Raw genomic sequence first — 26,346 nt, 5'->3', positions numbered from 1 at the left:
GCTGACAGATAAATTTTGATCACCGGCGCCCGCCGTGCTAATCACAGGATTGGTCCCCGCCAGGCTGAGCACATTGGCCGCGGGTCCACTAAGCGTGTAATCCACGCCCGTGTTGAAAGTCAACTTATTGACGGTTTGGCTGGCATCCAGATTGACCGGGCTGCCCCCCATCCCCAAAAACCGAGCCTCGGCCGTCGCGCTGTTCGGCGCGCTGGCGGGAGACCAACTCCCCGCCGTGGTCCAGTTCGCCCCCGATGCGCCGATCCATTCGGGGGGACCGGCGGGAGCCACATTCAATACGATCGCGCTGCCGGTATCTTCCAGGGATAACATCAGCCCCCCCAACATGGTTTGGGCCAGACTAAAATTAGCCAGGCTCCCCGTAAAAGTCCCGTAATCAATCAGGGAGTAGCTACCCACGCCAAAACCAAGCATGTTGGTGAAGTTAAATTGATTAACACCATTCGCGGTGAGCGCGGTCGAATGGAGTTGAACCATATCACTGCCGCCGCTCAAGCCCAAATCAAAATTCAAGCTGGCCGAATTGAGCACCAGCCCGCCACGCAAGATCAGCGTGCCAAAACCATTGGCGCCGAGATTCAGCGCCCCCCCCGGGTTGACAGTCACCAAACCCGAAATCGCTCCTATCCCTCCCACGCCGGCATTGGCGGCGACGTTAACGGGATCGTCTCCCGTGGCCGACCCAGAGATACCGTTATTGGCCAGGATCGTGCCGACGTTAATATTGGTCGTGCCGGTGTAGGAGTTGCCACGTCCCAGGATGAGCGTAGCGGGGCCGATTTTTGTCAGACCATTAGTACCTGACAGCGTGGAGTTGATTGTCGTGTTAAAATCGGTGCGGATCGTGCCGGAATTGAGTTGGACAATCCCCGCCATCAGCGTGTATCCTGATCCCAAGAATGTCAAATTGCTCGCTTCGACTGTTCCCATGACAGATATCAACGTGTTTCCCGAAGGGCTAAAGATCGCTTCCACGCCATTAAACCAATTTAGCCGGGGATTATTTCCCGCGGGACTCAGACTCCAATTCCCCACCCCGGTCCCCCATGTCGCCGAATTTGTCTGCAATCCTGGATCCAAGCTCGTGTCCCAATACCCGGCCGTGGGGGTGAAGTTTTGGGTGAAATTACCCGACCCCACGAAATTCCCGCTGGCGGTCAGATTCACCGTATAGGCGACGGGCGTTGTTTCCTCAAGCACCGTATCCATAAAGGCAAACGGCACATTTAACGTCGCGCTATAAGTAGAACTGGTCCAGGTATCGGAGAGTTTGGTTATCGTCAACATGCCGCTGCCGGTGGCATCCGCGATCACTGGCTCCGCCGTCACATCCAGGCTACCCGCCGCCAGACCGGCATAAGTCAGCGTCCCTTGATTAAGAATCACATCATGGGCCTCCATCGGGACGACCCCCGCGGAGACCGGCCCCACCCCCACGGTGTTCAAGGTACCCCGCAAATTGTTGGTAACAACCGTTTGATCAGGAAAAGGAAACGGCAAATCCAACAAAAAATTCATATTCGTAAACGATACGTTTCCCGGCGTGTCCCCCACAAACGCAATTCCAGTCGTGGTGGGCGCGCGGGTCGCGGGATCAAAGTCGATCTCTAGGTTCGAATTCAGCGTGCCGCTGGCAACGGTGGTCTCGGTATCGCTGCGGTTAAAGACACTCAACAAATCTATTTTGATGGAAATGATATTATTGGTGCCGCTCGGCGCACCTAGCGTAAATGTCACAGGCACGGTCTCCGCCGAAGCGGATAACAACGGGGCAAAAAAAAGAGCCAAGGTGCTCAAGAAGGCTTTGCGGCGCATGGGATAACCTTTCCAATTGATTTGTTGGGCAATAGCGACCACTTTCAATTTCACATTCTACCCAGCAGGTATTCTCTTTGCAGCAATTAGGCGCGTCGGAAGAGCGCCCTTTTCTTGATTTATCAAGAAAAAAAGCCCCAGCCGGTCTCCCGGTTGGGGCTTGTCATTATTGCAGTAAGCAGTCCTGGCAAATTGGTGGTGGTGCGTGGAATGGGCCAATTAGGCCTTTCGCCGCCGACTCCAGGCACCCAGGCCGATGGCGGCCAGGCTTCCCAGGAGCCAGGCGCTCGGTTCGGGGATGGCGCTCACGACGGGGTTGCCTCCCAGGGGGTTCCCCACGCCGCTGCCAAAGTTGCTATCAATCGGCAGGTAATCCGCGGGAGTGATCAACCCGTCAAAGTCGCCATCACCCAGTGTCCAACCGCCGGACAGGCCCGGCGTGGTGGTCCCCAGGTTGCTATCCACCACAACGTAGTCCGCGCCATCCACCTGCCCATCCAGGTTATAGTCCCCCGGATAGGTAAAGCGGACAATCACCTGGTTAAACCCGGTCCCCAGGTTGGCATCACCCAAGGTCAGGTCATAAAACGGATTCCCCACGTTGCCAAACTGGCTGTTGGCGTTGTCCACGGGGATCAAGATCCGGCTGCCGCCCGAATTCTCCACCGTGCTACTGCCAATCACCGGCACGCCAGCCCCCGGCGCGCTGCCATTGGCATAAAAGTTGTCCACGTACTGCGTGATCGTCGCCAGCGGATTGGGATCGTTGGTCGTGCCGCCATAGAACAACACCAAATCGTTGTCGTTCAGGTCCAGGTAGCTTTCGTTACCCAGTGTTAATGCTGGCACGTCCGCCGCCACGCTGTCCAGCACCACCAGGCCATTGGCCCCGCCGTCCACCGTCGCCGCGTTAAACCGGGTAAACGCCGTGCCTGTCCCCGCCGCCAGGGTCAGACTGTTTTGTCGCAAGCCATTCGCCGTCAGGCTGGCCTGCGACGAGATCGTCGTCGAACCCACCGCCGTGCCCGCGCCCGTCCCCGGCCCGCTCACATGCCCCACCACCTGGTTCCCTCCGGTCACACTCAGGATACTGGCAAAGTTTACCGTCACAACCTTGGTCTTATTGCCGGCGGTGCTTCCCAGAGCGCTATTTTCCCCACCTAATTCCAACGTCGACTCTGGAGAGATCGTCGCCACAACATTGGTGCCGATGACACTGGTTTCACCGGTGATTTGTTCAAAGACCAGCGTACCATTCACGATGTTCACGGCGGTGTTATTTCCCAGATTGATACTGGTCTCGATGCTTTGAGTGGCGCCACCATTAACCGAGATGGTGGGGTTGGTTCCAGCCAAACTTAGCACACGGCCAGGAGTCCCGGAAATAAAGTAATTGTCGACTGTATTAAACGTCAGTTTGTTGACAGTCTGGTTAGCGTCGAGGACGACGGGGGAATCCCCCATCCCCAAAAACCGCGCCTCGGCCGTCGCGCTGTTCGGCGCGCCAGCGGGAGACCAGCTCCCCGCCGTGGTCCAGTTCGCCCCCGATGCGCCGATCCATTCGTTAAACGCCGGGCCACCGGGGGTGACATTTAACACGATGGCGGTACCAGAATTTGCCAAGCTCAGACTAAAGCCCCCCAGCGTCGGATTGCTGATGCTAAAATTGCCCACGGACCCCAGCAAGGTGCCATAATCGATCAGGGTATAGGTCCCCAGGCCAAAGCCGCCCACATTGGTAAAGTTAAACGTGCTGGTACCGCCGGCATCCAAGGCGCTAGCATTCAACTGCAGCAAGTCGTTGGTCCCCACCGCGCCCAATTCAAAATTGAGGATGGCGGAATTGAGTGTTAACCCCCCATCCAGGGTCAGGGTGCCAACCCCGTTCGAGCCGGGAGCAATAATGCCATTCACCGCGGGAGTGACCACACCGCTAATAATACCGGTCCCCCCCAATGTGGCGTTGGCGTTGACCGCGATGCCGCCAATCCCCGTGCCGCTACCGGTGGTGTTGTTAATCAACAGCGTGCCGGCGTCAACATTGGTATTGCCCAGGTAGGTGTTGGCATTGGTAAAGATAACCGTTCCGGGACCAATCTTATCGATGCCGCCATTCCCCGAGATCACACCCTGAAACTCGGCGGTTCCCCCCGCGGCGGCGGTCACGGACGCGGCCGCTTGGGCGGTCACATTCCCGGTAAATATGGCCGTCCCAGCGGTGTTAATCCCCGCAGCGGCGGGAATGACCGTGGGATTGGTATTTCCCACCAAACCCTGCACTTGCAGGTCAATATCGGAGGTTTGGGAAAAGTCGTTAAAGTACCACGTGCCGGTGGCAGATGGTTGTCCCATCGCGTCAACACCCCCGTAATTGAGCAGCCGGAAGGTCACGGTGGTCCCGGATGGCAAGTTTTGCAGGGCGGAGATGCCATTCAACTCGATAGCGGCCTGGGGATTGCCGGGGTTGCCTTGGACTGGGCCCCAGGTGATCGGGCCACCCAAATCCACAAAGGGACCCGCGCCGACAGAATATTGCCACTGACCAGTCTTGGCACCAGTGCTGGACTGACGGGTGGTGTAGGGGGCGATTTGGGTCAAGCTGGTCGTGTCGGAGGTGACAATGGTAAAGGTCACTTCCTTATTCGCGGCAATGGTCGCCGCCGCGTCCACACTGTCAAATCCTGGAGCACCCCAGGCAAAGGATGCCCCGGAAAAATTGCCAAATGTAAATCCCGTTCCCCGCACCAGACCGCTAGAGGTAATTTGCGGGTGGGTTTGGGTGGCGGCATAGGGTGAAGCGCCAAAGAAGCCCGGCGCGCCGACTATCGGACTAAAATCCCAACCTGCCAGCAGCACCTGCCCTGGTGAGCCAGTTGTCCCCAGGACCAGATTATTCGCCAGGGTGACGCCATTTGCCACATAGAGGTTGGCATCAACCACGCTCACGGTCCCCGTCCCCAGGGAACTAGCGTCCGTCGCCACAAGACTGCCGCCAGTGATGTTGGAACCGCCGGTGTAAGCATTGACCCCCGAGACAGTCAACGTGCCATTCCCGCTCTTATTTAGGATGCCGCCAGTGCTAATCAGGTTAGAAGCGGCCCAGGTCACATTTTGGCCGTTGGTATTGACATTGTAACGTTGATCGGGATTACCGCTAAAGCGACCGGAATAGTCGAACTGGTTCAAAATGGAATACTTGAGTGTCCCGCCGGTCAAAAACAGGGTTTCCACCGTGCTCGCATCGACATTTCCCAAGGGACCCGATACCCCCTGCACTTCTGGAGAATTGAGTTCCACAACGCCGTTGGCCACCGTGGTATTGCCGGTGAATGTGTTGGCTCCCCCCAGGGTCGCGGTGCCGGTGCTAAACTTGATAAAGTTTCCGGCCCCCCCCACATTGGCATTGATGATGCCGGAGCCAACCTCAAACGAGGTCGTACTGATCGTGCCGGTGCCGGATAAATTCGCGCCATTCAGCACCACCAGTTCATTTACGCTATCATTATGGACGCCAATATCAACCGTTGCGCCGTCGATGATCAGATCGTTGGAATCCGGCAGTAAATCCGCCGCTCCATATATCAGGGTGCCGTCGTTGACCGTGACATGCCCGGTCACGGTTGCCGGAGTGAACAGATTGAGAATGCCGGGACCGGTTTTGGTAAAGCCCGTGGTCCCCCCCAAGACGCTTTCTATGGTGGCGGTAATTCCCGTGGGCGTAACAATCGAATTGGCCGCAGAGGTCAATCCCGCGAGTGTGATCTCGGTCCCGCCGGTGATCGTGTACCCGTTTGTATTAAAAGTCAGCCCCGACGCCGGAGAGACAATCCCACTAACTGTCACGATGCCGGCGGTCCCTTCGAACTTGGCGGGCTGGTTGACATTTTGCAGGCCGACGGACGTACCGGTGTTGTCGATCGCCCAGATATTGCTAACACTATCCCAGGTGCCGCTGCCGCCGATGCCCGCGGTTGCGCCATTCGGGTCCCAAAAGCTGCCAGTCGGGGGGCCACCCAGGGAATTAACCGCGCCGTTAAAGGTGAAGTCGTTGATGCTTAGGGAGCCATTGGGATTGGTGGTAACCGTTGACCAACCATAAAGCCTAAACTCAATCGGCGTTGTGATATTTTGCAATGATGGAATCGCCAGATTGGCACTTGTGGAAACGCCGCCTCCACCGAATGTTGTAATCGTCTGGTTGTAAATTGAACTAGTAAAGCCATCCGCGCTGGAACGCAATTCTAAAAATGAAGCACTTGTTGAAGAAGAGCTACGATACGTGAAATCTAAGGATGAAAAATCAATCTCAAAACCCGAATTTGGCTGCATCGTCCAGGTGAAATAAGCATCGGTATCAAGTGTCGTCGTATTCCAACTATTTGCGTTGTAGCGATCATTGGCACTAGAACCGAGCGCACCCGCACCGCGGCCAATACCCGTCACCGTAATGTTGGAATCAAAAACCTGACCCGTCGTGTAGGGATTATCCAAGTTGGGGTTCGTTCCCGTGATCGGGTTGCTAAAAACTACCGCGCCATACGTGGTGTTAGCGCTCAAGGCCAGCAGGCCCAACGATACCAGACCCAATCGGCGAGCAATCTTGCGTGTGTTGCGACTCATCGAGAATTCCTGTGAAAAAAAGTAATACCCTGTTTGTGTCTTGTTCAAAATGTGGACTGATTTTTGTCTTCTTCCCTGTCCACTCTCTCCGTTAAGTAGGCCCGCGACTTAAAAAAGCAATCCGACCCGACAAATTGATCGGACCTATATGTTCCTTGGGCGTCAGCCTCCCCACGATTCATCTAGCCGCGGACTTTTATCGCGCGGGACCACCATGCGGCCGATGTTCGGGGTTCCCAACCCAAAGAACCCACTTAGCGGACATTTTCCGTAATCGAATTTGGCAAAAAACAGTATGCGTTCACTCGCGGCCTGATTTTTGCCTTTTTGCCCCAGAAACTAGCGCACCCGTGTCACGTTACCCACGCGCAGGGTGCCTAATGTTGGCCTTGCCTCTGACAGAATTGCGGGGGCGTTCCAGACCCGACGCAATTTCATGTGCGAACAGATTATAATCCAAGCCTGTTAAAAAATGAGGTAAAGGAATGTTAGGATTACGTTAGTTTTCACATAATTTCAACTTGATTCCCTAGCAAGCCGCTAGCAATTTACCCACCCTTTTGGTTTTTGATCATTTTCCACTAGTTTTCCATGGGTAGGAGGATTTCCACCACCACTGGCCAATGGTCCGAGGTTTCGACCGATGAACTGTGAAAAATAAACGCCCGAGTGATATGGGGGGCCAAGTCGCGGGGGAGCAAAATGTGGTCAATCATCGTCCTCACGTCACCAGGGTCGCTGACGCCGTTTTCGTTCCGGTCCCACAGATTTGTATAGCGGTCCGCCTGCCGTACAATTTTTTCCGCCACGTTGACCAACTCATCCCCCTGTGTCGCTGAATCATAATCCTTAAGCATTTTTAGCACGTTTGTTTGGGTGCTACGTTCTTCGTCCCGATCGGGAATGTCCGGGTCATAATCATTCAGATCGCCCAGTACGATTGGCTGATAGCCCCGTTTGAGGATTTCCTCGGTGATGATCTTTTGGGCGATGCCCGCCTCGTGCGTTCGGAGGGCGTTGGAAGGGGCGTCGTCGGGAATCGCCTTCAGATGTAGGCCCAAAAAGCCGTATTTCCGCCCATGAATGGTAATATAATAAAGCGAATGGCGGCTAATACCGGCCAGCCGTTGGCGAACCGTGCCGCCAGCATCCTTGCTATAAAACTCCCCTTTATAGGGGTGGTCCTCCTCGGTCCCAAAATGGCGGATGGTTTTCCCATCGACCGTGTCCAGGGGAAATTTGCTGATCACGGCCACGTCAAATCCGGTAAATGTGTCGCTGCTGTCCACATGATAGCCGCGATAGTCGGTAAATCCTTTTTCGTGCAGGATTTTGACCAACAGTTCCACCGCCTCCGCCGTCGTGCTCTCGAGCAGGTTTACCACATCGGGATTGGCGGCCTCGATCACGTCGGCCACGCGTTCCAGGTGGGCGGTGCGGGCGATTTCCCAGCGATAGCGTTCCAGCTTTACCCGGGCCGCGGGGGCGGTCAGGTTTTCCGCGTTAAAGGTCATGATTTTTAACGGATGGCCGCTGTTCGGCAGCGAGTCCGCCGATTTGGCACTACTGCTTGATGCGTTGGTCGCGGGGGGAGTTCCCACCCCAAAATCAACGCCCTTAACCTGCATGATGCATGCCCAGCCCGATAACCACAAACCGCAGCACCACACACCCGCACTGATCGCCAAGGAACGATTATTCATCGAAAACTCAATTAAAATGAAACTGCGTGATTGGAGGGAATGATATTTATAGCTGGCCCGCACGGTATTTATTGCGCAGAGCGGGAATGAGACTATCATCCACCACATCCAAAATCTATCATAATCGTTTGATTTCTCCCCTGCAAATAGGAGCGGCCGACGCTCAGCAGTGAAAGGCGCTCACGGGCGAAATCACTGATAAGTAGCAAATCGAGTGCGGCATTTTATCCTCCCCATCTTTTGTAAGGATCACTGATGACGTTTCAATCTGTGCTGGGTTGCGGAGAAAACAACGGGTGGCTAGCCATGTGCCGTCGCACTTGGCGCGTCTGCGTGGGAGTGGGGTTGCTTTTACTCATGGGACATTCTGTTATTGTGGCGGAGGAGTCCGCGGAAAACGATTCCGATCCACCTGCCACAAAAGAGCAATCCAATAAACCCACAGCGCACACCAAGCGGGAACTTGCCGGTTGGACGGTGCGGGTTGATGATCGGCTGCTGCATGGTCCGGGCGCGGCCAGGGGGAGCGACATTCTCTTTCAACTGGAGGCCAAGCTGCGCGACATCGCGGTCGTAGTGCCCCCCGAAAAGCTAAAAAAGCTGCGGCAGGTCACGATTGTCCTGGACCAAAGTCATGGCGAGTTGGGAACCATGCAGTACCATCCCAGCGCTGATTGGCTGACGGATAACGGCTATGCGGCCGATCTGGAAAAATGCGTCCATATCCCCCGTGCCAGCGAACTTTTGAATAGCCGCGATATTCGCGAACAGCCGTGGTGCGTACTGCACGAACTGGCCCACGCGTATCATGACCAGGTGCACGGTTTTGACGATCCACGCATCTTGGAAGCGTATAACAAGTACAAAGCGAGCGGCCGGGGAGAAAAAGCGCTGTTGTATGACGGCAAACGGGTCAAGCACTATGCGTTAACCAACCAGATGGAGTTTTTTGCCGAAATGACCGAGGCGTACTTTGGAGCGAATGATTTCTTTCCGTTCAATCGGGGCGAATTGATCGAGAGCGAACCGGAAATTTTGCAATTGATGGAGGAGATTTGGATGAAGTAGGAGGCGACTCCGTCGCCGAACGGAGTTTGGCGGAGTGGTTTTTTGGAGTTTGGTATTTGGTTGCTGATTTTTGGCATTTGGTTACGCTCTACAAAGCCGCCGATGGTATCGGCGGAGTATTTGGTTGCTGGTATTTGGTTTTTGGTTAGCCGCGCCGCATGCTTTCCCCTGTCACGTTCACGGATCCCTGCTGTATCTGTCATTTTTTCTCCCATTCGCACACCCATGAAAATTACTCGGATCCTAGCTTATCGCGCGGAATTACCCCTGCATGAGACCACCTACAAATGGTCCGGCGGCAAGTCCGTGACCATCTTTGACAGCACACTGGTCCGCGTGGAGACCGACTCCGGTCTGACTGGCCATGGCGAGGTCTGTCCCCTGGGGCCGTTTTATCTGCCCGCTTATGCCAACGGCGTCCGCGCGGGTATTCGCGAACTGGGACCGCACCTGCTGGGGGCGGACCCCCGGCAACTGGGCAAGCTCAACCGCCTGATGGACGCCGCGCTCAAGGGACACCCATATGTCAAAAGCGGCCTGGACATCGCCTGTTGGGACATCCTGGGCCAGGCGGCGGGCCTGCCCGTGTGCGAGCTATTGGGGGGGCGGTATGGCGAGGATTTTCACTTGTACCGCGCGATCTCGCAGGAAGCACCCGAGAAAATGGCCTCCCGCGTGGCCGAATACCGCGCGCAGGGGTATCGACGCTTTCAGCTCAAAGTCGGCGGCGACCCGGATGTCGATATTGCGCGGATCCATGCCGTCGCCGCGCAGTTGCAGCCCGGCGACCGCCTGGCGGCGGACGCTAACACCGGCTGGACCCAGCACGAGGCGATGCGCGTGGTCCGCGCGGTGCGCGATGTCGATGTTTACATTGAACAGCCCTGCCTGACTTATGAGGAATGCCTGAACGTGCGGCGGCATACGGATTTGCCCTTTATCCTGGATGAAAACATCGACAGCTTGGAAATACTACTGAAAGCGCAGCGCGACCTGGCCATGGACGTGGTCAATCTCAAAATCAGCAAGCTGGGGGGCCTGACCAAGACCGCCCAAGCGCGCGACCTGTGCGCGACGCTGGGGATCGCGATGACGCTGGAGGACAGTTGGGGGGGTGACATTGCCACGGCGGCGATCGCCCATCTGGCCCATAGCACGCCGACGGAGTTGCTCTTTTCCAGCACGGATTTTAACAGTTACGTGACGGTCAGCACCGCGGCCGGCGCGCCGCAGCGGGTGCAGGGTCGACTGGCGGCATCGACCGCGCCGGGCCTGGGCGTGGAACCGCGATGGGAAGTCTGGGGGGACCCGCTGGTGGTGGTGGAGTAAGCCCCGTCCGCCGGGAACCAGTGTAGGTCCCGTCCGCCGGACGGGACTAGCTGGCGTTATGGTTTTTGGTTGCTGGTTTTTGTTTAGCCGCGACGCGCAGCGGAGCGCGGAGTCAAGGAGCACTAAAAAATAGATTTATTACGAAGCGCAGCGGCAGGAACCTAAGGACACAGAGCAGGCAACTGGTGGCATGGCGTCCACCCGTCGACAGGCACTGTGTAGCAAGGGAACCAGTAGTACGAACAGCAATACATAAGTGAATTCATTCTGCTTTCCGCATTCATACTTTCCCATTTCCCCCTTCTCCACCTCCCGATAGTGGTTTTCAATTTGCCAAAAGCATTCCCTTGGGGGATGGCTGGGTCGAGGGCCTTGGAGGAGTGGGGTGTGGTCGAATTAGCAAATAGAGTGTTGGCCGTAGTTTCTCTTAACTGGGATCTGTACCCCGGCAAGCATGTCCGTCGATGTAGCTCCATAGCAAGCTGATTTTTAGCCATGGCAAGGCAGGGATCAGCCAGGAAAACGAATCTGGTATGGGCGAATACACAAATCAAGTATAGTTTGGAAGCGCAGAATTCTACAGAATTTCCGTGTGGCAAACTATTGATTAAATTTGGTTGACAATAAGCTACGGCTATGCAGAATATTGTGTGTTGGAATACGCGGATTTCTGGATGCTGATTATTTTTCGACGTTCTTGGTTGAGATAGCCCATCTATGTCACGAAGCGACAGACTAGGCCATGACCCGCCAACGCATGGAATAAATATCTTGCCCTTTGCGAGTATGGCCGGAGGCTGGTTAGGCCCCCTTCTGATGTTTTGGCTGTACGTCTGGGGCCCGCTGAGACCTTTCGCGTATCCATCCGGTGACTTTCTTCCCGGGGCGTGGTTCGCGCTCCTGGTCATAGCTTGTATCTCACTCTGGTGGATCTTGCCAAGTGCCTACTTCGCCGTTCGACGATTTGAACATACGGGTCGGCTTTACGAGTCGCTCGGCGTGCTCATTTTTCGCAAATTCGCTCCCAACGGGGATCTCGCAAACCGTTGGGAACGCCGAAGAGATCCTAACTTTCGTGTGATTCGCGGCCGTCGTTCCGCTGCTGACTTCCTCTTGCGCACGGAGCAAAGCGAACGCGGACACATCGTATTGTTATTGCTTGGAATCGTGTCCGCGGCTTGGGCGTGGAGCATCGGCTGGCCAGGCTGGGCGGTTTACCTCAGCTTGGGCAACATTGTGGTCAACGTCTACCCAATTCTGTTGCAACGGTACACGCGTAGGCGTTTGCACGCAGTATTGAACAGAGAAAGCAGTACCAACACACGGCCTAATAATCGCAAGCAACGGAGCTAGCGGCGGGTCGGTTTTCATAATCAACACGCTTCGCTCCGGCCCGCTGACGCATGTGGTAAACTTAAAGAGACTCACACCTTGGCACAATGTTTTGTAATCCCACCGTTTGGTATGAACTGGGCTTTGCGTCCGCCCTCGGAAAATCCCTTGTGATGATCTGTTCGGACGAACGAACAGAGAATAAGCATCCATTTGTTAAACGGTAGCCACTATAATCCAAGTTGCTGTTCGGTAAAAGATTTTTTCTATCCCATTTTCTCCATGCCCCTCGGTGTCTTCTCCGCAACTCTATGATAAACGATTTTCAGGTTTCTCAATTCGCTCCGCTGCGCGTCGCAGCTAAATAAATCGTAACAATTACAGCGGCAGAACACGTTTAGCCCTCTATCGCTTAATTTTCATTTTCTTGTTTAACACAAGGTAAACCGCCGCAGCCATCGGCGGTTACGGTGTTTATGATCACCGATGACTGCCTTGGCTCTGGATTTTATCCAGTGGCGGTCTTACTTTTCCAGGCGACAGCGTATCCCACGTGTGAATGTGCATTTTGTTGACTCCAGTTTTTCCCACAGGTACGATACGAACTATCGCTGTCGTGCCAATCTACGATAATACGGTTGTGACTGTCGCTATCCTGAAATAGCGCTACGTTCGAGGTCATAAGGCAATTTCAGCAACCGTCTATTCCTGATCCGCCACGCGCACAATTGACCCATAGTTCTTTGTCGTTGAGGATTTTCATGCCTAACACGATGATTCGTCGAAGTTTATTCGCTTTGGTATTGATAATTTTCTCGTTGGCTATGTGGACCGGCGTGCAAGCCGAACGTCCGGTGCTGCCAGACTCGCTTTCCGGCGCGGTTATTAACTTCGACCTGTCCAAAGCCCAGCGTTTATCGCTAGCGATTTATCAGAATGACGGTCGACTTGTGCGCACTTTATTTACGGGCGCTCCGCATACGGCCGGCAAGCACACCGCGTTCTGGGACGGCATGGACCGCTACGGTAATCCGCTGCCACCCGGCGACTACTCATGGAAACTTCTCGCCACGACCGGTCTGCGGGCGGAGTACCTCATGCAAATAGGCCAAAACGTTGACCCGGCGTGGGAACGGGCCACCGGCAACCACGAGGCCCCCGTCGGGGCGGCAATCGACTCCACCGGCCTGTACCGTGTCGGCGCTGCCAACGAGGGCGCGCATTACGCCGTAAAAACCGATCTAAACGGTAAGCATTTGTGGGTGAATGATCGCTGGTCAGCCGATCCATGGGCACAACCGACCCTCGCAATCACACTCGTGAACGGGCGACTCTATGAATTAATGCCGAATGGCGATTTATACGGATACGACGCCAAGACGGGCAAGGTATTCACTGGGGGTGACACGTCGCCCCAACCTTGGAATTTAGGGTGGGAAGGCTACACTCCTCCGCCGTCCGCCAAGGACGAGGAAAAACGGATGCTCAGGATAGAGAAGTGCCCCGCCGACCTCGCGGCTGATGCAAGCGGCGATCTGATCCTGGCCGCGTTTCCCCAGTACGATGCGGTATGCTGGTACAGCGGGAAAGACGGAAAATTGATCGATACGGCAAAAGGTTTTACCAAACTGGCGGGCATTGCCGGCGGAAAAGATGGTATCGCGTACGCGATCTCTGGCGGAGCGGTGGTTTCGTTCACACGCGATCAGAAAGAACCAAAGGTGGTCATCTCCGCCGATCAATTACTGCACCCTTGGCGACTGGCGGCGGATCCAAAATCGGGAAATATCCTAGTCGCCGAAAATAGTCTTATGTTTTCAAACACAAATCCGCGACATCAAGTAAAACGATTTGATTCGTCGGGCAACTTGCTCAAGGAATACGGTCTGCCCGCGGGGCGCGGCGACGGCGTGTACGTGCCAACCAACTTTCGCGGCATCTCGGACATCGAAGCCGATCATGAAGGAGGATTCATTGTTACCGAAGGGCATCATACTCCTCCCCGTCGCACGGCTCGCTTTGACGCCGAAGGGAGACTCCTCCGCGAGTGGTACGGAGCGCAGCACTACGGTGTGATTGCTTGCCCGGAACCTGCCGATCCGCGGTTTGTCTGGACACTGGCCAATGCGCCGCAACAGGGGCTGGTAAGGTGGGAGGTGGACTATGCGAAAAAGACGTGGCGCGTGGCAGAGGTGTACCAGGATGTATTCGCCTCCAACCCGTTCTCAACGGTGCCGCAAGTACCCGATCTCTTTGAAAAGGAAGGCCGGGTATACATCCAGGGGGGGGCTTTACACGGCGGTCTTTCGCTGGTGATCTATGACCCAAAGGCCAAAACCATCCGCCCATGTGTTGCTAGTTCTTGGCGCGATAATAAGCGGAGGGCGTACCTATGGGTGGACCTAAACGATGACGGTCAAGCCGCCGATAATGAGCTTGACTGGATGATAGGCCACCAAATCGGCGGTCGGATCAATCCCCTGACATTAACGCTGTTCACCACTCCAGCGCCCACGGATTACCAACCCGCAAAACGGTTCGACCCGGAAAATATCACCCAGGGGGGCACACCCATTTACCGCGATATGCCGTCCGCCCAGCTCCCCGGCATATCCGAAGCGGGAGGTAATTATTTCCCCGGAGACTATCGCCATGACCCGGCCGGCAACACTTATGGCAGCTTTGCCGAAGGGGCAAAAAACCCCCACGAAGGCTCGGAAAACCACGGCGCGTGGTACTACAACTCTTGTTCCGCGATCGACCGGTTAGTGAAGTGGGATAATGCCGGCAAACTACTTTGGAGCGTCGGCCGGCATAGCCCGGACAACGACCACGAGACCGGCAGCACCGCTATGGCCCGGGGGTTGGTGGGACTCGCCCAGGGGTGCGTCATTTGGGGTGATGCCTCCGACGAAGAAACAGCCCGCCCGACGGTCTGGACAGAGGATGGACTGTACGTGGACGAACTGCTGCGCGTGCCGACCGACTATAGTCCCAAGGAAGCCTACGGCATGTATAATGCCAACGAATACCCGTGCGGTCGGCTCCATACGGATCCCAAGACCGGCGAGGTGCTTTACTTTGCGCTCAACAGCGGCGGCGGAGCGCCCATCTATCGCATAACCGGCTGGGAGGGCTGGCATCGCCAGGAAGGTAAATTTGTTCTGCATGACACCGTAAAATCAGTTGCCAAACGCAACGGCACCGGACTGATAGGCGAGTACTTTAACACACCGGACTGTTCCGGTTCGCCGGTTATCACCCGCGAGGACCAGCTCGTCTATTTTAACTGGGGACAAGGCGCGCCGGACAAGGCCATCACCGCGGACACGTTCAGCGCGAGATGGACCGGTCAATACGAAGCCGCCACGAATGAAGACCTGCGTTTTGAGGTGCGCGGCAACTTTCCATGGCGGGACAGAGGCAAGCCGACTTTTACCAAATTATGGCTCAATGGCCATCTCGTCATTGATTCAACACAAGAACATAGCTATACCCGCGTCCGTCTGGCAGCTGGACAGCGCGTGGACCTGAAACTCGAATGCGGGTTCAAAAAGGGAGAAGCTGCCATCGCTCTTAGCCACGACACGCCCAGCCTTGACCGTCGGGCGGTACTGCCCGAGTTTTTACACCCCACGGCGGTCGGCGAGAAAACGGCGGTGGAAGTGGTGACGGAGAAGCGGCCCGAGGTACTCGCCCGGTTCAATTTTGAAGATCAAGACGCCTCCCTTTTTTGGAGCGCGGCCGGTGGAGATGTGTTTGGGCGGCTGACGGGCGACGCGCGGCGGAGCCCTGGTCAGACCGGCCATGGCATCGAACTCACCGCGAAGGGGGAATTTGGACCGGCCATATTCGCCATCGATGAGGAGTTGCGATTGCCGGACACCAACTACTCCGTCGCCTTTTGGTTTAAAACGACTGCCCCGAACCTGCGATTGTGCGAGGCTAAACGGTACAGCAGCTACAACAACCGCTGGAGCGACCATACGCTGATGTTGGAAGGGGGCAAGCCGCAATTCCGCCTGCAAAACGCCGACCCGATCATAGCGGCGGAGAGCGTGAATGACGGCGAGTGGCATCATGTTGTTAGCACGGTCGGCGACGGCGGGCACCGGCTCTACCTCGACGGCCGACTCGCGGGCGCCGGGAATCTCACCCGCCGAACCAGCAGCAGCAACCGCCTGGGACTGGATCTGGGGCCGGGCGGGGGTACCGGAACGGTGATCTTTGATGATGTCCTCGTACTTGGACGGGTTCTGTCCGCGGAAGAAGTGCGCGGATATTCATTAAGCGACGGTGGTGATACCACACGAGGAGAGTGATTGGCATTTTGTGGTCCCATCCGCCGGACGGGGCATGTCAACACATCAATGAGGCGGCACCTTGGGGAGTCGCGGCAGCATGATCTCACATGACATACCAACACCGTTCAACCGCGGCGGCGGGCCGGATTGGGGGCGACTCATGGCCGACGCGAAACACAAATGGGTCATGGGGCTGAGGCCGGGAAATGTGGAGGCATTTTTTGCCCGGCGCGATCCCACGGACGCGGTGCGCCGGGAACGGGCGCACTGGCTGGATGAAGACCCCGAGAAATACGCGGCACTGACCGATGCCGCCCATTCCCCCCTGCGGGAGACGGTGGAACTGGCTCAAACGCTGGGCGTCTCCATTAACCCCGCTCTCCCGCCGTGGGCACAGTTGTTAGAGTTGGGGCGTGGTTGGGAAGCCGACTTTGCCTGGATGCACCCGGACGACAAAGGGGATCATCGGCTCATCGGCGGCGTGGTCTGCTTTCCCAGCTCGTGGGCATTGCGCGACAAGCTTCAGCGGACGATGAGCGAAACGCACCATCCCGTGCCGGGGCTAAACGCGGAGCTTGACAGCAAGATAGAGACATTTTTTGCCCGAATGTCCCCCGGCGTTGCCTGGCTACGCGAAAACGCCGGTTACAGCCGAGTTCCCGACCTAAACCAACACCCCGACCGTCCGCGCCCGCCACTGGGTAAAACCGTGGTGGTCGACGAGTTTTGGATACGACTGGAACATCAGCTATTACTCAAGCTGCCGATTAGCCGTAGCATTCTCTTTGCCATTCGCATGGAGGTCGTGCCGCTACGGCGGGTGCTGGAATCACCTGCGACCGCCGCCGGACTAGCGCGGCTGCTAGAGACCATGCCTTACGCACCGGCGGAATACAAAGGCCTGACCGACGCGCGGGAGGCGATCATCTTGCTGCTGCGCGCTGCCGAGTCGGACACCGCGACTGATCCGCCGGACGATTGGAAATAGTAGGCCGCGGCCCGGCAGAATAGTTTTTAGCATTATCATTCCGGGGGTTTGCACCCCCGGCTACAATCCGCCGCCGCTACGCGGCTGATTCTCCTGCGCCAGGCAGTAGCAGAATTCGCCATTCTGGTCAGCCATGTAGCAGAATTCGCCAGAATTCTGGTCAGCGCTTGAACGCTCATTCCAGCCGGAACATTTAGCAAGTTCTCCTACAATTTTCCACAAGTGAAACATCTTTGACTTTACATCCCTGATCCCGTCCGGCGGACGGGACCTACTACACCGTCAATCCGCCAGAATTGAAACTCTCCCCCAGATGCGATAAGATATGCCCAATGCCGTTTACCGGTTGACGTATCGGCAGCCAGTGCCGCCAGCCTGCGTTTTGACTAGCGTGTGCAACTTCAGCCGTATGAATTTTCTCACCGCCGCCAGCAATGGCCGTCCCGCCAACCTATCGTATTAACTTATTTTACCCGCCATGCTTGATCTTTTTGACAAAATCCAGGACGCCGTCCGCTTTATCCGCTCGCACTGGAACCACCCTCCGCAGGCGGGAATTATCCTGGGGACCGGCCTGGGGAGCCTGGTTGAGCAAATTCAGATCGAAGCCAGCATCGAATATACCGACATCCCCCATTTTCCCCAGTCCACCGCCACTAGCCATCGCGGGAGGCTTGTTTGCGGCAAACTATGCGGACTGTCGGTGCTGGCCATGGAGGGGCGGTTTCACATGTACGAGGGGTACCCCCTCAAACAGATCACGCTGCCGGTCCGCGTGATGCAGGCCCTGGGGGCGGAACTGCTGGTGGTCAGCAACGCCGTGGGTGGCATGAATCCCTTTTATGGGCTGGGACACATCATGGTCATCGACGACCATATCAACCTCATGGGGGGGAACCCGCTGATTGGCATCAACGACGAACGCCTGGGGCCGCGCTTTCCCGATATGAGCCAGCCCTACGACCACGCCCTCAACGAGGTGGCCCTGGAAGTCGCGCGCAAAAACAACATCATCGCCCATCGTGGCGTGCTGGTCGCGGTCAGCGGACCCAACCTGGAGACACGGGCGGAATACCGCTTTTTGCGGCAGATCGGGGCGGATGTGGTCGGCATGTCCACCGTGCCCGAGGTGATCGTGGCCGCCCATTGCGGGCTGCGGACGGTCGGATTTTCGATCATCACGGACATGTGCTTTCCCGATTGCCTGGAAGTGGCCGACGTCCCCAAGATCATCGCCACGGCCCACGCGGCGGAACCAAAGCTACGCGCGCTGGTGCTGGGTGTGCTGGAAAAGTACAAATCAACGCCGCGACGAGTGGGGAAGGAAGGTTGAGAAGCGAGGTGAATGCGAGGGTAAGAATTCAGAGTTATGAGTCAGCTAATTTACAGGATTTGTCACTGACAGCGAAAGAATAGTACTCGACCAAATTTTGAGTCGCACAACTAACCCCTCCAATTCCCTTGCCATTGCTTAAGGACATTGAGCGGTTGACGGCTGCCGGGCCAAAGCAATATTTTGTACTGGTCCTTGCCTTCTAGGCCGTCTTCGCTAATTTCTGCAAGCTTACTGAAGAGTACATGAACGGTGTAGATACCATTTGGAACCGTAAGATAGCATCTCTCAGGCCCAGCGCATTCTTGAACCTGCAAATGTCCCGTTGGCAGTTCTAATGAACAGGTAAACGCGTGATCTACGTTCTGAAGGTCGATTTCTTGCGGCTGGTCATATAATTCAATATCAACAGGGACAGTCATATTACGCGCTGGAGAGACAGCGATAACGCTATCGGTGACAAGCGCTCCATTTTGTATATCCTTGTCAGTCCAATCTATGGGAATTTCCCACTTCATACCACCGTCAGCTAGGTAGAACTGATGATAGTCAGCAAAGATGTCAAGTGACACACGATGTATAAGAGGCATGATTTGTGGGTTCTAATGTCAGCCGCAAAATCGATATCTACTGATCAAGGCCAAGTGGGCACCTACAGAACGCTGGTTCGCACGGAGCAGCGATCTTGGTAATATAGGGGTGAATGACGCTGGGCGTCAAGAATATGCAGTGTTACAGTTGAGAAGGGCATTACCAACGGACTGACGCACGCCGCTCGGGTGGTTGTTGTTTCTACGCCGATGCCATTGGCGGCATAACAGCGCTAGCCGGGTGGCAAAGCCAGCTTTAACCCCGCTACCTACGTCTATAGTCCCTCATCCTGGCCACTTTTCTCTCACTCATTTTTCCCCGTCCTCAGTTTCCATCTTGGGGGGTGGTTTTGGCTGCCATGCGGGGGAAAAGACGGCGTAGTCATCGTGGAGATGATCAGCTTGGTCATACCCGTTATATCCACCACTGTCGTTTTCGTCGTAACCGATACTCCACAACACAAAATTGTCACCATCGGTCTTGTATTTGATCGGGCCCTCCACAATTAATTCGCGTGGCAAAGCTTCAATACCTTCGGACTTTAGTTCCGCGAAATCGAGCGGGTATTTACCATGCTTAGCCCGATAGCGCACCAGCGCCAGATTGGCCCGTTGCAGGTTGGCTTGAAGTTCTAGCCGTTGGAGAAGTTTCATTTGAATACCGTGATTGAAACCGGTGGTCATAATAGTATAAGTTAAGGCGGCACAGGCACGCGATCGTTCCTCTTTTGACATACTCACAAGCATGGCTTTGTACAAAAGTCCAGAATCCTTGATGCCTTGTCGATCTTTAGCCACTTTCTGCTTTAGCTCTTCAAATGCTTTCCAACGTTCTTCGGCTGTTGATAGCCGTAGAATTTCCTCCTTGCGGTCGTAATAGCCATTTATCGTTTGCAACATAACGTCAAAATCCACAGTGTCATTAAACTGCTGATCAGCGCCAACAGTCAGTTTTTCACCTGGAATCGTCGACCAGTTGTATCCGTATTGGGCCATTTCACACATAATGCTCAAAATATTCATACGATCATAATGATGCAATATCTTGTTCCAAGTTGATTTATCAATTGAACCATGCAGCTTTACCAGTCCTTCGACATCAATTGCGCCGCTTGGCGCGGCATAAGTCAAATGCATTAGTGGAGCATCATGCGCGGTAGAGTGATTGTTTACATTTATGATTTTCTCTATAAACGCCCAAGCAGGTTGCGATATCCGTAACCAATGCAGCGAGTCCGCGATCACTTCCGCCGCTTGGGCGTATCGTTGATGACCGATTTCGCGGAGAGCCAAAATTGCTTGCGCACAGGCGATGTCACGCATTTGATGCTGTAAAGATAGTCTAATTTCCATGAAGGACAATCGCTCAGGATCGAGCTCCAAAGGCACAAACCAGCGGTCCTTTTGGCGAATTTTCTTAAACGTTTCGAGGGCGGGTTGCTGCTGTTTGAGCCATTCCGCCACAGGGGGGAATTCTTCTTCCGTCCAAGGCCGGGTCAGAGCCGCGTCAAATTGGTCCTCTAGTCGCTTTTCCGTGGCTAAATACGCCGCGGTATCCGCTTCATAGCCATCGCGAGTCAATTTTTCGGAAATGAACGTTTTATAACTTTGCAAATAGCCGCTGGTGGGACGCTCGACTTTTAGCAGCTTATAAAGATTGTCGCTTTTTGGTTCGGCATGCGGATCGATAATCGCCAGGACCACCGCCGCCCCATTATTTTCTGGCGTTACGCCTTTGGATAATTCCTTATTCACGGCGGCGACATAATCGGGGTAGCCATTCGGGTTGAGGGGCTCGGTGATGTAGGTCGTTTCCTGGGAGATGGTGAACGGGGGGGCAGACTTGGTGGCATCCCGCGCCGCGGCCGCGGGTTGCGCCCCCTGCTCCTGGCCAATTGTCAATCCGCAACTCGTCCAGCAGACACTGGTGAGCAAAATCACTACCGCTGAGCGAGTGAATGATTGAGATTGCATAATGCACCCTCTGGAAACTAAGAATTAAAATTATGAATTTTCGGGGACGGAGTCGCCTCCTACAATTCACCCCGGCACTTCCGCCCCCCTGCTTCTATCACATCAGCCGTAAAAGCAAATATGTCCCCGCAACCCTCGCCCTGCCACTCGCGTCCCCTGCCTCATCGCACCAGTCTCGACCGGCGGACGGGACCTACTCTCGCGTCCCGCGTCCCCTGCCCCTCCGCGCTTGCCCCGTCCGGCGGACGGGACCTACTGCGGCCGATACCAGCGGCGGCTTGGTGGTTGTTTACCCTCACAGGCACATTCCCTCATGAATGAGAGCATTACAATGACCCTGCTCTCACGGAGTAAGAGGAGTACTGTAGTTTTCACTCACGGAGTGACGGGAGTACAGTAACTTCCCTCTCATGGAGTGAGAGGAGTACGGTTTCACATGGGCGAAAAATTGCCGTAAAAAAACGAATCTACCCCCAAAATATCAACCCCGGCAGAGTGCCGGTTCGCACGGAGAAGCGATCTTGTTAATATAAGGGAGAATTTTTGTGGCCGTCAAGCAAATTTGAGGGAAGGCTGGTTTTAACCAGGAATTCCTGGCGACTATTTGATTTTGGAGAACAAGGTGTTTAGCAGCCCATTAATCAGAGCCATCGATCGTGGGATGAAATCCGACGGGGATTTATTCCATGAGATTCATGAATTAGGGGACTATTCCATCGAGACCAAGGCCGACGCAACCGCTGTCTGCCGTACGTTAGCCCAAGTTGCCCAGCAACCTGACACTGATCCAGAAAAATCCTCTCGCCTGCGCGCGTTGATCGGCCTCTTTCAGGATGTCGCGGGGGGGGACGTTCCCGCGTTTGATGTGTTTGCACAACAAGGGTTAGCTCTCTTATTCAAAATCGTCGATGATTGGCTAACAAAGGAAAATATTCTAGAGAAAGACAGTTTCTTATTCATTCTGAAAATATTTGCCATGTATGGTACTGGCCAAGGTTTGCAGCGAATCATTACCGCCGCCAAACGCCCCGTGGCGCCGGATGACTATATGTGGCATGTCATTCTGGCAAACTTTTCCGCCGACCATCCGCATCGCGGCCAACTCTATAAAGAGCTAACCAATCCCTTGCCAGCCGGTTTTATCGCGGTAGCGCTGCTCGATTCCGCTAATCAATCAGCGCTGGCGGACCAACTGGATGAGCATCCTTTTGACGATGCGGCGGGCTGGGAAAGGCTGCGTGCCTGGCTGTCGGATACCAATCCCGAAAACTACAGTTACGCGCATAGCGCCACGGCCGCCCTGCCATTTATTAATCCAGCCACGCGGGATCAACTCCTCCGACTGGCAATGGAACATCCCGACCCCGGCGTGCAGCTCGAAGCAGCCTGGGCGGCGGCAAAAGTGGGGCGAGAAGCGGGATTTAAGGTGCTCATCCGATATTGCGAGGACTACAATCACTCCCAGGTTGCGATACGCTACCTGCACGAGCTGGGCCGGGAAGAGCTGATCCCGGCGGTCTGCCTCGATCCAGATTTTCAGGCGCTGGCGAATTTCTCTAACTGGCTGGCCCATCCCAATGAACTTGGTCATCCCCCGGATTCGCTGGAAATTGTCGATCATCGCTGGTTGGAATGGCCGCCGGAACGATTGCTCAAACCATTCTGGCTCATTCGTTACACAGTCCGCGATCAGACGGGACTCGCGGAGGATGATTCTAATATCGGCCTGGTGGGGAGCATGACTTGGTGTTTCTTTACAAAGTCGATGCGCGAACGTCCGCCCGAGGACATTTACGCCATTCATTGCTGCTGGGAGCTGGAGCATCAAAACTTGATCGATGTTTCCGACGTGACGGACGCCCGTGAATACGAATCCCTGCTCCAACAATGGAGGCATGGCAAACTTGAGCAACCCGCCATCCGCCACATTGCGGAAATCTCTCCGCAGTTGGGCTACCCCGCGCGGCTGGTGGCATTGGCAAGTGGAACATACGCCGAACAACCAGGTTTTGCCGTCCTGGATGGGCCGCGGAGCCGTTGGTATCCTACGGCCGAGCAACCCGCGGACTTCACTGAATCCTACATCCTGTCCCTGCACATCGGTCGGGAATTGTTGGGCTTGGGGCATGAGGCGGAGCGAGCAAAATACTTGAAGAGAAACACTCCCCCTCGATCGCCAGAACAGATTGTCACGGCCTACGAAAAGCTTTTGGATGCGGCAACAGTCGCCGATCCAACACTGAGGGCCAAGGCCCATGAAAGTGGACCGCTTGCCCAGCACCTTGCGGATTATGTTCAGGCCCTGACAACCCTACGGAATCAATCACCCGCCGAAGTCTGGAAAGACGTCTATTACCAGTTCTTACAAACAGCGAAGGATGCTCCCTCAGAGTGCCAATTCACTTACTATCGACTTGATGGCGTGATTCAACGATATTTTTCAGATTATACCGCGGCGCTGGCTAGTTTGAACAAGCCACATGATATCCTGCTGGCAATTGATCAGCTTACTCCATTTTGGCAAAATAATATGGGTTTGACCCAACTTGGCAATGCCGCATACCTTGCGGGAAATCATGAATTAGCTGAATCCTTTTTCACCAAATTCCTGGACAACAGCCCCAACTATTTTCGCTGGGAAGAAATGGATGTCCTCGCGGAAATCTGGGCTAACAACGGAAAAATAAAGCAAGCACAGGACCTATTGATAAAGTGCATGCAAGACTTGATTAAGGAGTATCAGGAAAGCAAGTATAATTGCGACCGTGAAACCTCTGCGGAAAGCTATCAAAAGCACCGACAGACGTTTTGCAAGTTATTTTCCGCTGCCGAAGGTGAATTGACCAAGCTAGGTTTGCTGCCGCAAATCGCGTCAGACTTAAATCATTGAAGAGCGCGGACTGAAAAATAGAGATTGCTTCGGCGACAGAGTCGCCTCCTACAATTCACCCTCCCGTCTCCCACCTCGCCCCAAACCCCCGTTCCGCAATTCTGCCTTCATTATTCATCATTCTGCATTCTTACCTCTGCATTCCCCCATGCCCCCCTTTTCCCCCGCCGCCGTGATCGCCCGCAAGCGTGATGGGCATGTCTTGCACGCCCATGAGATTCGCGACTTTATTAGTGGCTTTACCGCCGGCACGATTCCCGATTATCAAATGTCAGCCCTGGCGATGGCGATCCTCTGCCGCGGGATGACCACCGACGAAATCGCCAGTCTGACGGCGACGATGCTGCACAGCGGCAGTATCCTGCAGTGGCCGGCGGACGGGCCGCCGCCGGTGGATAAGCATTCGACTGGCGGTATCGGCGACAAATCATCACTGATTCTCGCGCCGCTGTTGGCCTGTTGCGACTTGCGGGTGCCGATGCTGTCGGGGCGCGGGCTGGGGGCGACAGGCGGCACCCTGGACAAGCTGGAGTCCATCCCCGGCTTTCGCACGGATTTGTCGATCGCCGAAATGCAAACGGTGGTGAATAGCGTCGGGTGTGTGATTACCGGCGCGTGCGCCGAACTAGCCCCCGCCGATAAAAAACTATACGCCCTGCGCGACGTGACCGGCACCGTCCCCTCCCTGGCCCTGATCACCGCCAGTATCATGAGCAAAAAGCTGGCTGAAAACCCCAGCGCGCTCGTCCTCGATGTCAAATGGGGGAGCGGCGCCTTTATGAAAACTCTGGCCGACGCCCGCGCCCTCGCGCATTCGCTGGTGGCCACGGGGCGGCGCATGGGCGTCCAGACCACGGCCCTTTTGACGGATATGAGCCAGCCGAATGGCCGAATGGTCGGCAACGCGGTCGAAGTGCTGGAAGCGGTGGAAATGTTACAGGGGGGGGGTCCGGCGGACTTGCGGGAAATCACGCTGGCCCTCTGCGTCGAAGTGTTGGTCATGACGCAGCGCGCGACAGACGCGCCGGCGGCGAGCCAAATCCTCACCGGGCATCTCTCCAGCGGCCGCGCCTACGAAAAATACTGCCAAATGGTAGCCGCCCAGGGGGGGGATCCCGCGGCGCGGCTGACGGTCGCTCCCGCGGCGGACGTTCTGGCTGGTGAGAGCGGCTACATTACCGCCTGCAACGCCGAACAACTGGGTCTGGCAATCATCGAATTGGGCGGAGGGCGCAAGGTACAGACCGACCGGCTGGATCACTCGACGGGGCTGGAAATTCTGGTGCGATTAGGGGACCGGGTGGAGCGGGGCCAGCCGCTGGCTAAAATGTTTGCCCCGCCGGATAAAGCGGCCCACGCGCGGGAGCTGGTGCAAACGTCCTGGACGATTGGCCCGGAACGGGTAGCACCGCCGGAATTAATTGTGGAGCGGATGTGAAAACGGAAATGATGAAGTATGAAGGCAGAAGGCGGAATGGGGAATGATAATTCACAATTCTTCATTTTTCATTCTTATTTTTTTAATTGACTTAATACGGCTGGACAAGCCAGCAGGGGCTCCGGATAAAGCCAGAGACGGGAGGACTGGAACCAACCTTAGACATCAAGGCATTCCGACTCACACTGGCAGTAGCAAGTAGGTAAAAGTAGAATAGATATATTCAAAACAATTAGCCAATTGCATCTCAGCGCGCACGACATTCACATATTGTTTGATTATCATTGGTTAAGGAGCAAATCCATGCCACCTGTTTATGATGAAATCCTCACAGCGGCTCGTGGTTTGTCAGCATCCGACCGGCTGCGTATGCTGGAAACATTGTGGGAAGAACTTTCACCGGAGGATTGGGTATTGCCCAGCCCTGCGTGGATAGCCGCAGCCCAACAGCGATCCGCAAATTATGATGCGGGACGCAGCTCGTCCAAACCTTGGGGGGAAGTCCAGGAAAACGCGCGTAAGTTGGTGGAACTGCATGAGTAATATCTTATTTAGCCAGGAAGCGGAGTCGGATTATCTGGAATCTCTGCGGTGGTATGCCGCTCGCAGTAAAACAGCTGCAATTAACTTTGAGTTTTTTGTCAATCAGGCCATGATTGCAATCGCGGCTGACCCTTTTCGTTATCCAAAATGTGATGAACGCCATCACTACTACTTATTAAAAAGGTTTCCATTTCAAATTATTTATCGTATATTGCATAACGATGAATGCCTGGTTGTGGCCATTGCCCACACTAGCAGGGAGCCGGGATATTGGTCTGAGCGCTAGTGCTGGAATTTAATCTGAATAGTAATGCTACCAGGTGGTAGTTGAGAGCACGAAACCTTGGCAAGTTTCGCTACAGAGGTACTCCGGCGAGTAAAAACTCGCCGTTACGGGA

The 26,346-nt window shown here is 55.3% G+C and carries 15 protein-coding genes; 10 read left to right on the top strand and 5 right to left on the bottom strand.

The window, feature by feature from the left end; translation table 11 throughout:
* The 3 genes from SFX18_04550 to SFX18_04540 form a co-directional block, all read right to left on the bottom strand.
* The coding region (locus SFX18_04550; GenBank protein MDX1962398.1) for a hypothetical protein at window positions 1-1,836 on the bottom strand (1,836 nt) is incomplete at its 3' end.
* Between the two features lie 219 nt (window positions 1,837-2,055).
* On the bottom strand, window positions 2,056-6,456 hold the full coding sequence (locus tag SFX18_04545) for an autotransporter-associated beta strand repeat-containing protein (protein ID MDX1962397.1): 4,401 nt from the start codon (window positions 6,454-6,456) through the stop codon (window positions 2,056-2,058).
* Window positions 6,457-7,037: 581 nt separating this feature from the next.
* The gene (locus SFX18_04540) at window positions 7,038-8,159 is read right to left on the bottom strand and encodes an endonuclease/exonuclease/phosphatase family protein (protein ID MDX1962396.1); all 1,122 of its coding nucleotides are present in this window, start codon (window positions 8,157-8,159) and stop codon (window positions 7,038-7,040) included.
* Between the two features lie 255 nt (window positions 8,160-8,414).
* Between SFX18_04540 and SFX18_04535 the strand changes: the two genes are divergently transcribed.
* The 6 genes from SFX18_04535 (at window position 8,415) to SFX18_04510 (ending at window position 18,513) form a co-directional block, all read left to right on the top strand.
* The gene (locus tag SFX18_04535; protein ID MDX1962395.1) at window positions 8,415-9,227 is read left to right on the top strand and encodes a metallopeptidase; all 813 of its coding nucleotides are present in this window, start codon (window positions 8,415-8,417) and stop codon (window positions 9,225-9,227) included.
* Window positions 9,228-9,452: 225 nt separating this feature from the next.
* Window positions 9,453-10,556 carry a cis-3-hydroxy-L-proline dehydratase gene (locus SFX18_04530; GenBank protein ID MDX1962394.1) on the top strand — a complete coding sequence of 368 codons (1,104 nt, stop codon included), beginning with the start codon at window positions 9,453-9,455 and terminating at the stop codon, window positions 10,554-10,556.
* 2,093 nt (window positions 10,557-12,649) lie between these two features.
* Window positions 12,650-16,210 carry a LamG-like jellyroll fold domain-containing protein gene (locus SFX18_04525; GenBank protein ID MDX1962393.1) on the top strand — a complete coding sequence of 1,187 codons (3,561 nt, stop codon included), beginning with the start codon at window positions 12,650-12,652 and terminating at the stop codon, window positions 16,208-16,210.
* Window positions 16,211-16,352: 142 nt separating this feature from the next.
* A complete protein-coding gene (locus SFX18_04520) occupies window positions 16,353-17,180 on the top strand; it encodes a DUF3445 domain-containing protein (GenBank protein ID MDX1962392.1) in 828 nt (275 codons plus the stop codon).
* Window positions 17,181-17,505: 325 nt separating this feature from the next.
* Window positions 17,506-17,643 carry a hypothetical protein gene (locus tag SFX18_04515; GenBank protein ID MDX1962391.1) on the top strand — a complete coding sequence of 46 codons (138 nt, stop codon included), beginning with the start codon at window positions 17,506-17,508 and terminating at the stop codon, window positions 17,641-17,643.
* Between the two features lie 15 nt (window positions 17,644-17,658).
* Window positions 17,659-18,513 (top strand): purine-nucleoside phosphorylase, encoded by an 855-nt coding sequence (locus SFX18_04510; GenBank protein MDX1962390.1) that lies wholly within the window; start codon window positions 17,659-17,661, stop codon window positions 18,511-18,513.
* 110 nt (window positions 18,514-18,623) lie between these two features.
* On the opposite strand, the gene comJ is transcribed toward SFX18_04510, so the two are convergent.
* Together comJ and SFX18_04500 are read right to left on the bottom strand one after the other, a co-directional pair.
* The gene (comJ, locus tag SFX18_04505) at window positions 18,624-19,103 is read right to left on the bottom strand and encodes a competence protein ComJ (GenBank protein ID MDX1962389.1); all 480 of its coding nucleotides are present in this window, start codon (window positions 19,101-19,103) and stop codon (window positions 18,624-18,626) included.
* A gap of 309 nt (window positions 19,104-19,412) precedes the next feature.
* A complete protein-coding gene (locus SFX18_04500; protein ID MDX1962388.1) occupies window positions 19,413-21,077 on the bottom strand; it encodes a hypothetical protein in 1,665 nt (554 codons plus the stop codon).
* A 661-nt stretch (window positions 21,078-21,738) separates the two neighbouring features.
* Here SFX18_04500 and SFX18_04495 point away from each other — a divergent pair.
* From SFX18_04495 to SFX18_04480, 4 genes are all read left to right on the top strand, one after another.
* A complete protein-coding gene (locus tag SFX18_04495; GenBank protein MDX1962387.1) occupies window positions 21,739-23,967 on the top strand; it encodes a HEAT repeat domain-containing protein in 2,229 nt (742 codons plus the stop codon).
* 148 nt (window positions 23,968-24,115) lie between these two features.
* Entirely contained in the window at window positions 24,116-25,405 is a 1,290-nt protein-coding gene (locus SFX18_04490) for a thymidine phosphorylase (GenBank protein ID MDX1962386.1), read from the top strand.
* A 303-nt stretch (window positions 25,406-25,708) separates the two neighbouring features.
* Window positions 25,709-25,948, top strand: a complete 240-nt coding sequence (locus SFX18_04485; GenBank protein ID MDX1962385.1) for an addiction module protein — start codon at window positions 25,709-25,711, stop codon at window positions 25,946-25,948.
* Window positions 25,941-26,234 (top strand): type II toxin-antitoxin system RelE/ParE family toxin, encoded by a 294-nt coding sequence (locus SFX18_04480; protein MDX1962384.1) that lies wholly within the window; start codon window positions 25,941-25,943, stop codon window positions 26,232-26,234. The genes SFX18_04485 and SFX18_04480 overlap by 8 nt, the downstream gene beginning before the upstream one ends.
* Window positions 26,235-26,346: the final 112 nt, after the last annotated feature.

The organism is Pirellulales bacterium (genome assembly GCA_033762255.1).
Taxonomy (GTDB): Bacteria; Planctomycetota; Planctomycetia; order Pirellulales; family JALHPA01; genus JANRLT01.
Note: the sequence above shows the minus strand (reverse complement) of the source record. Positions and strands in the feature narration are given on the sequence as shown.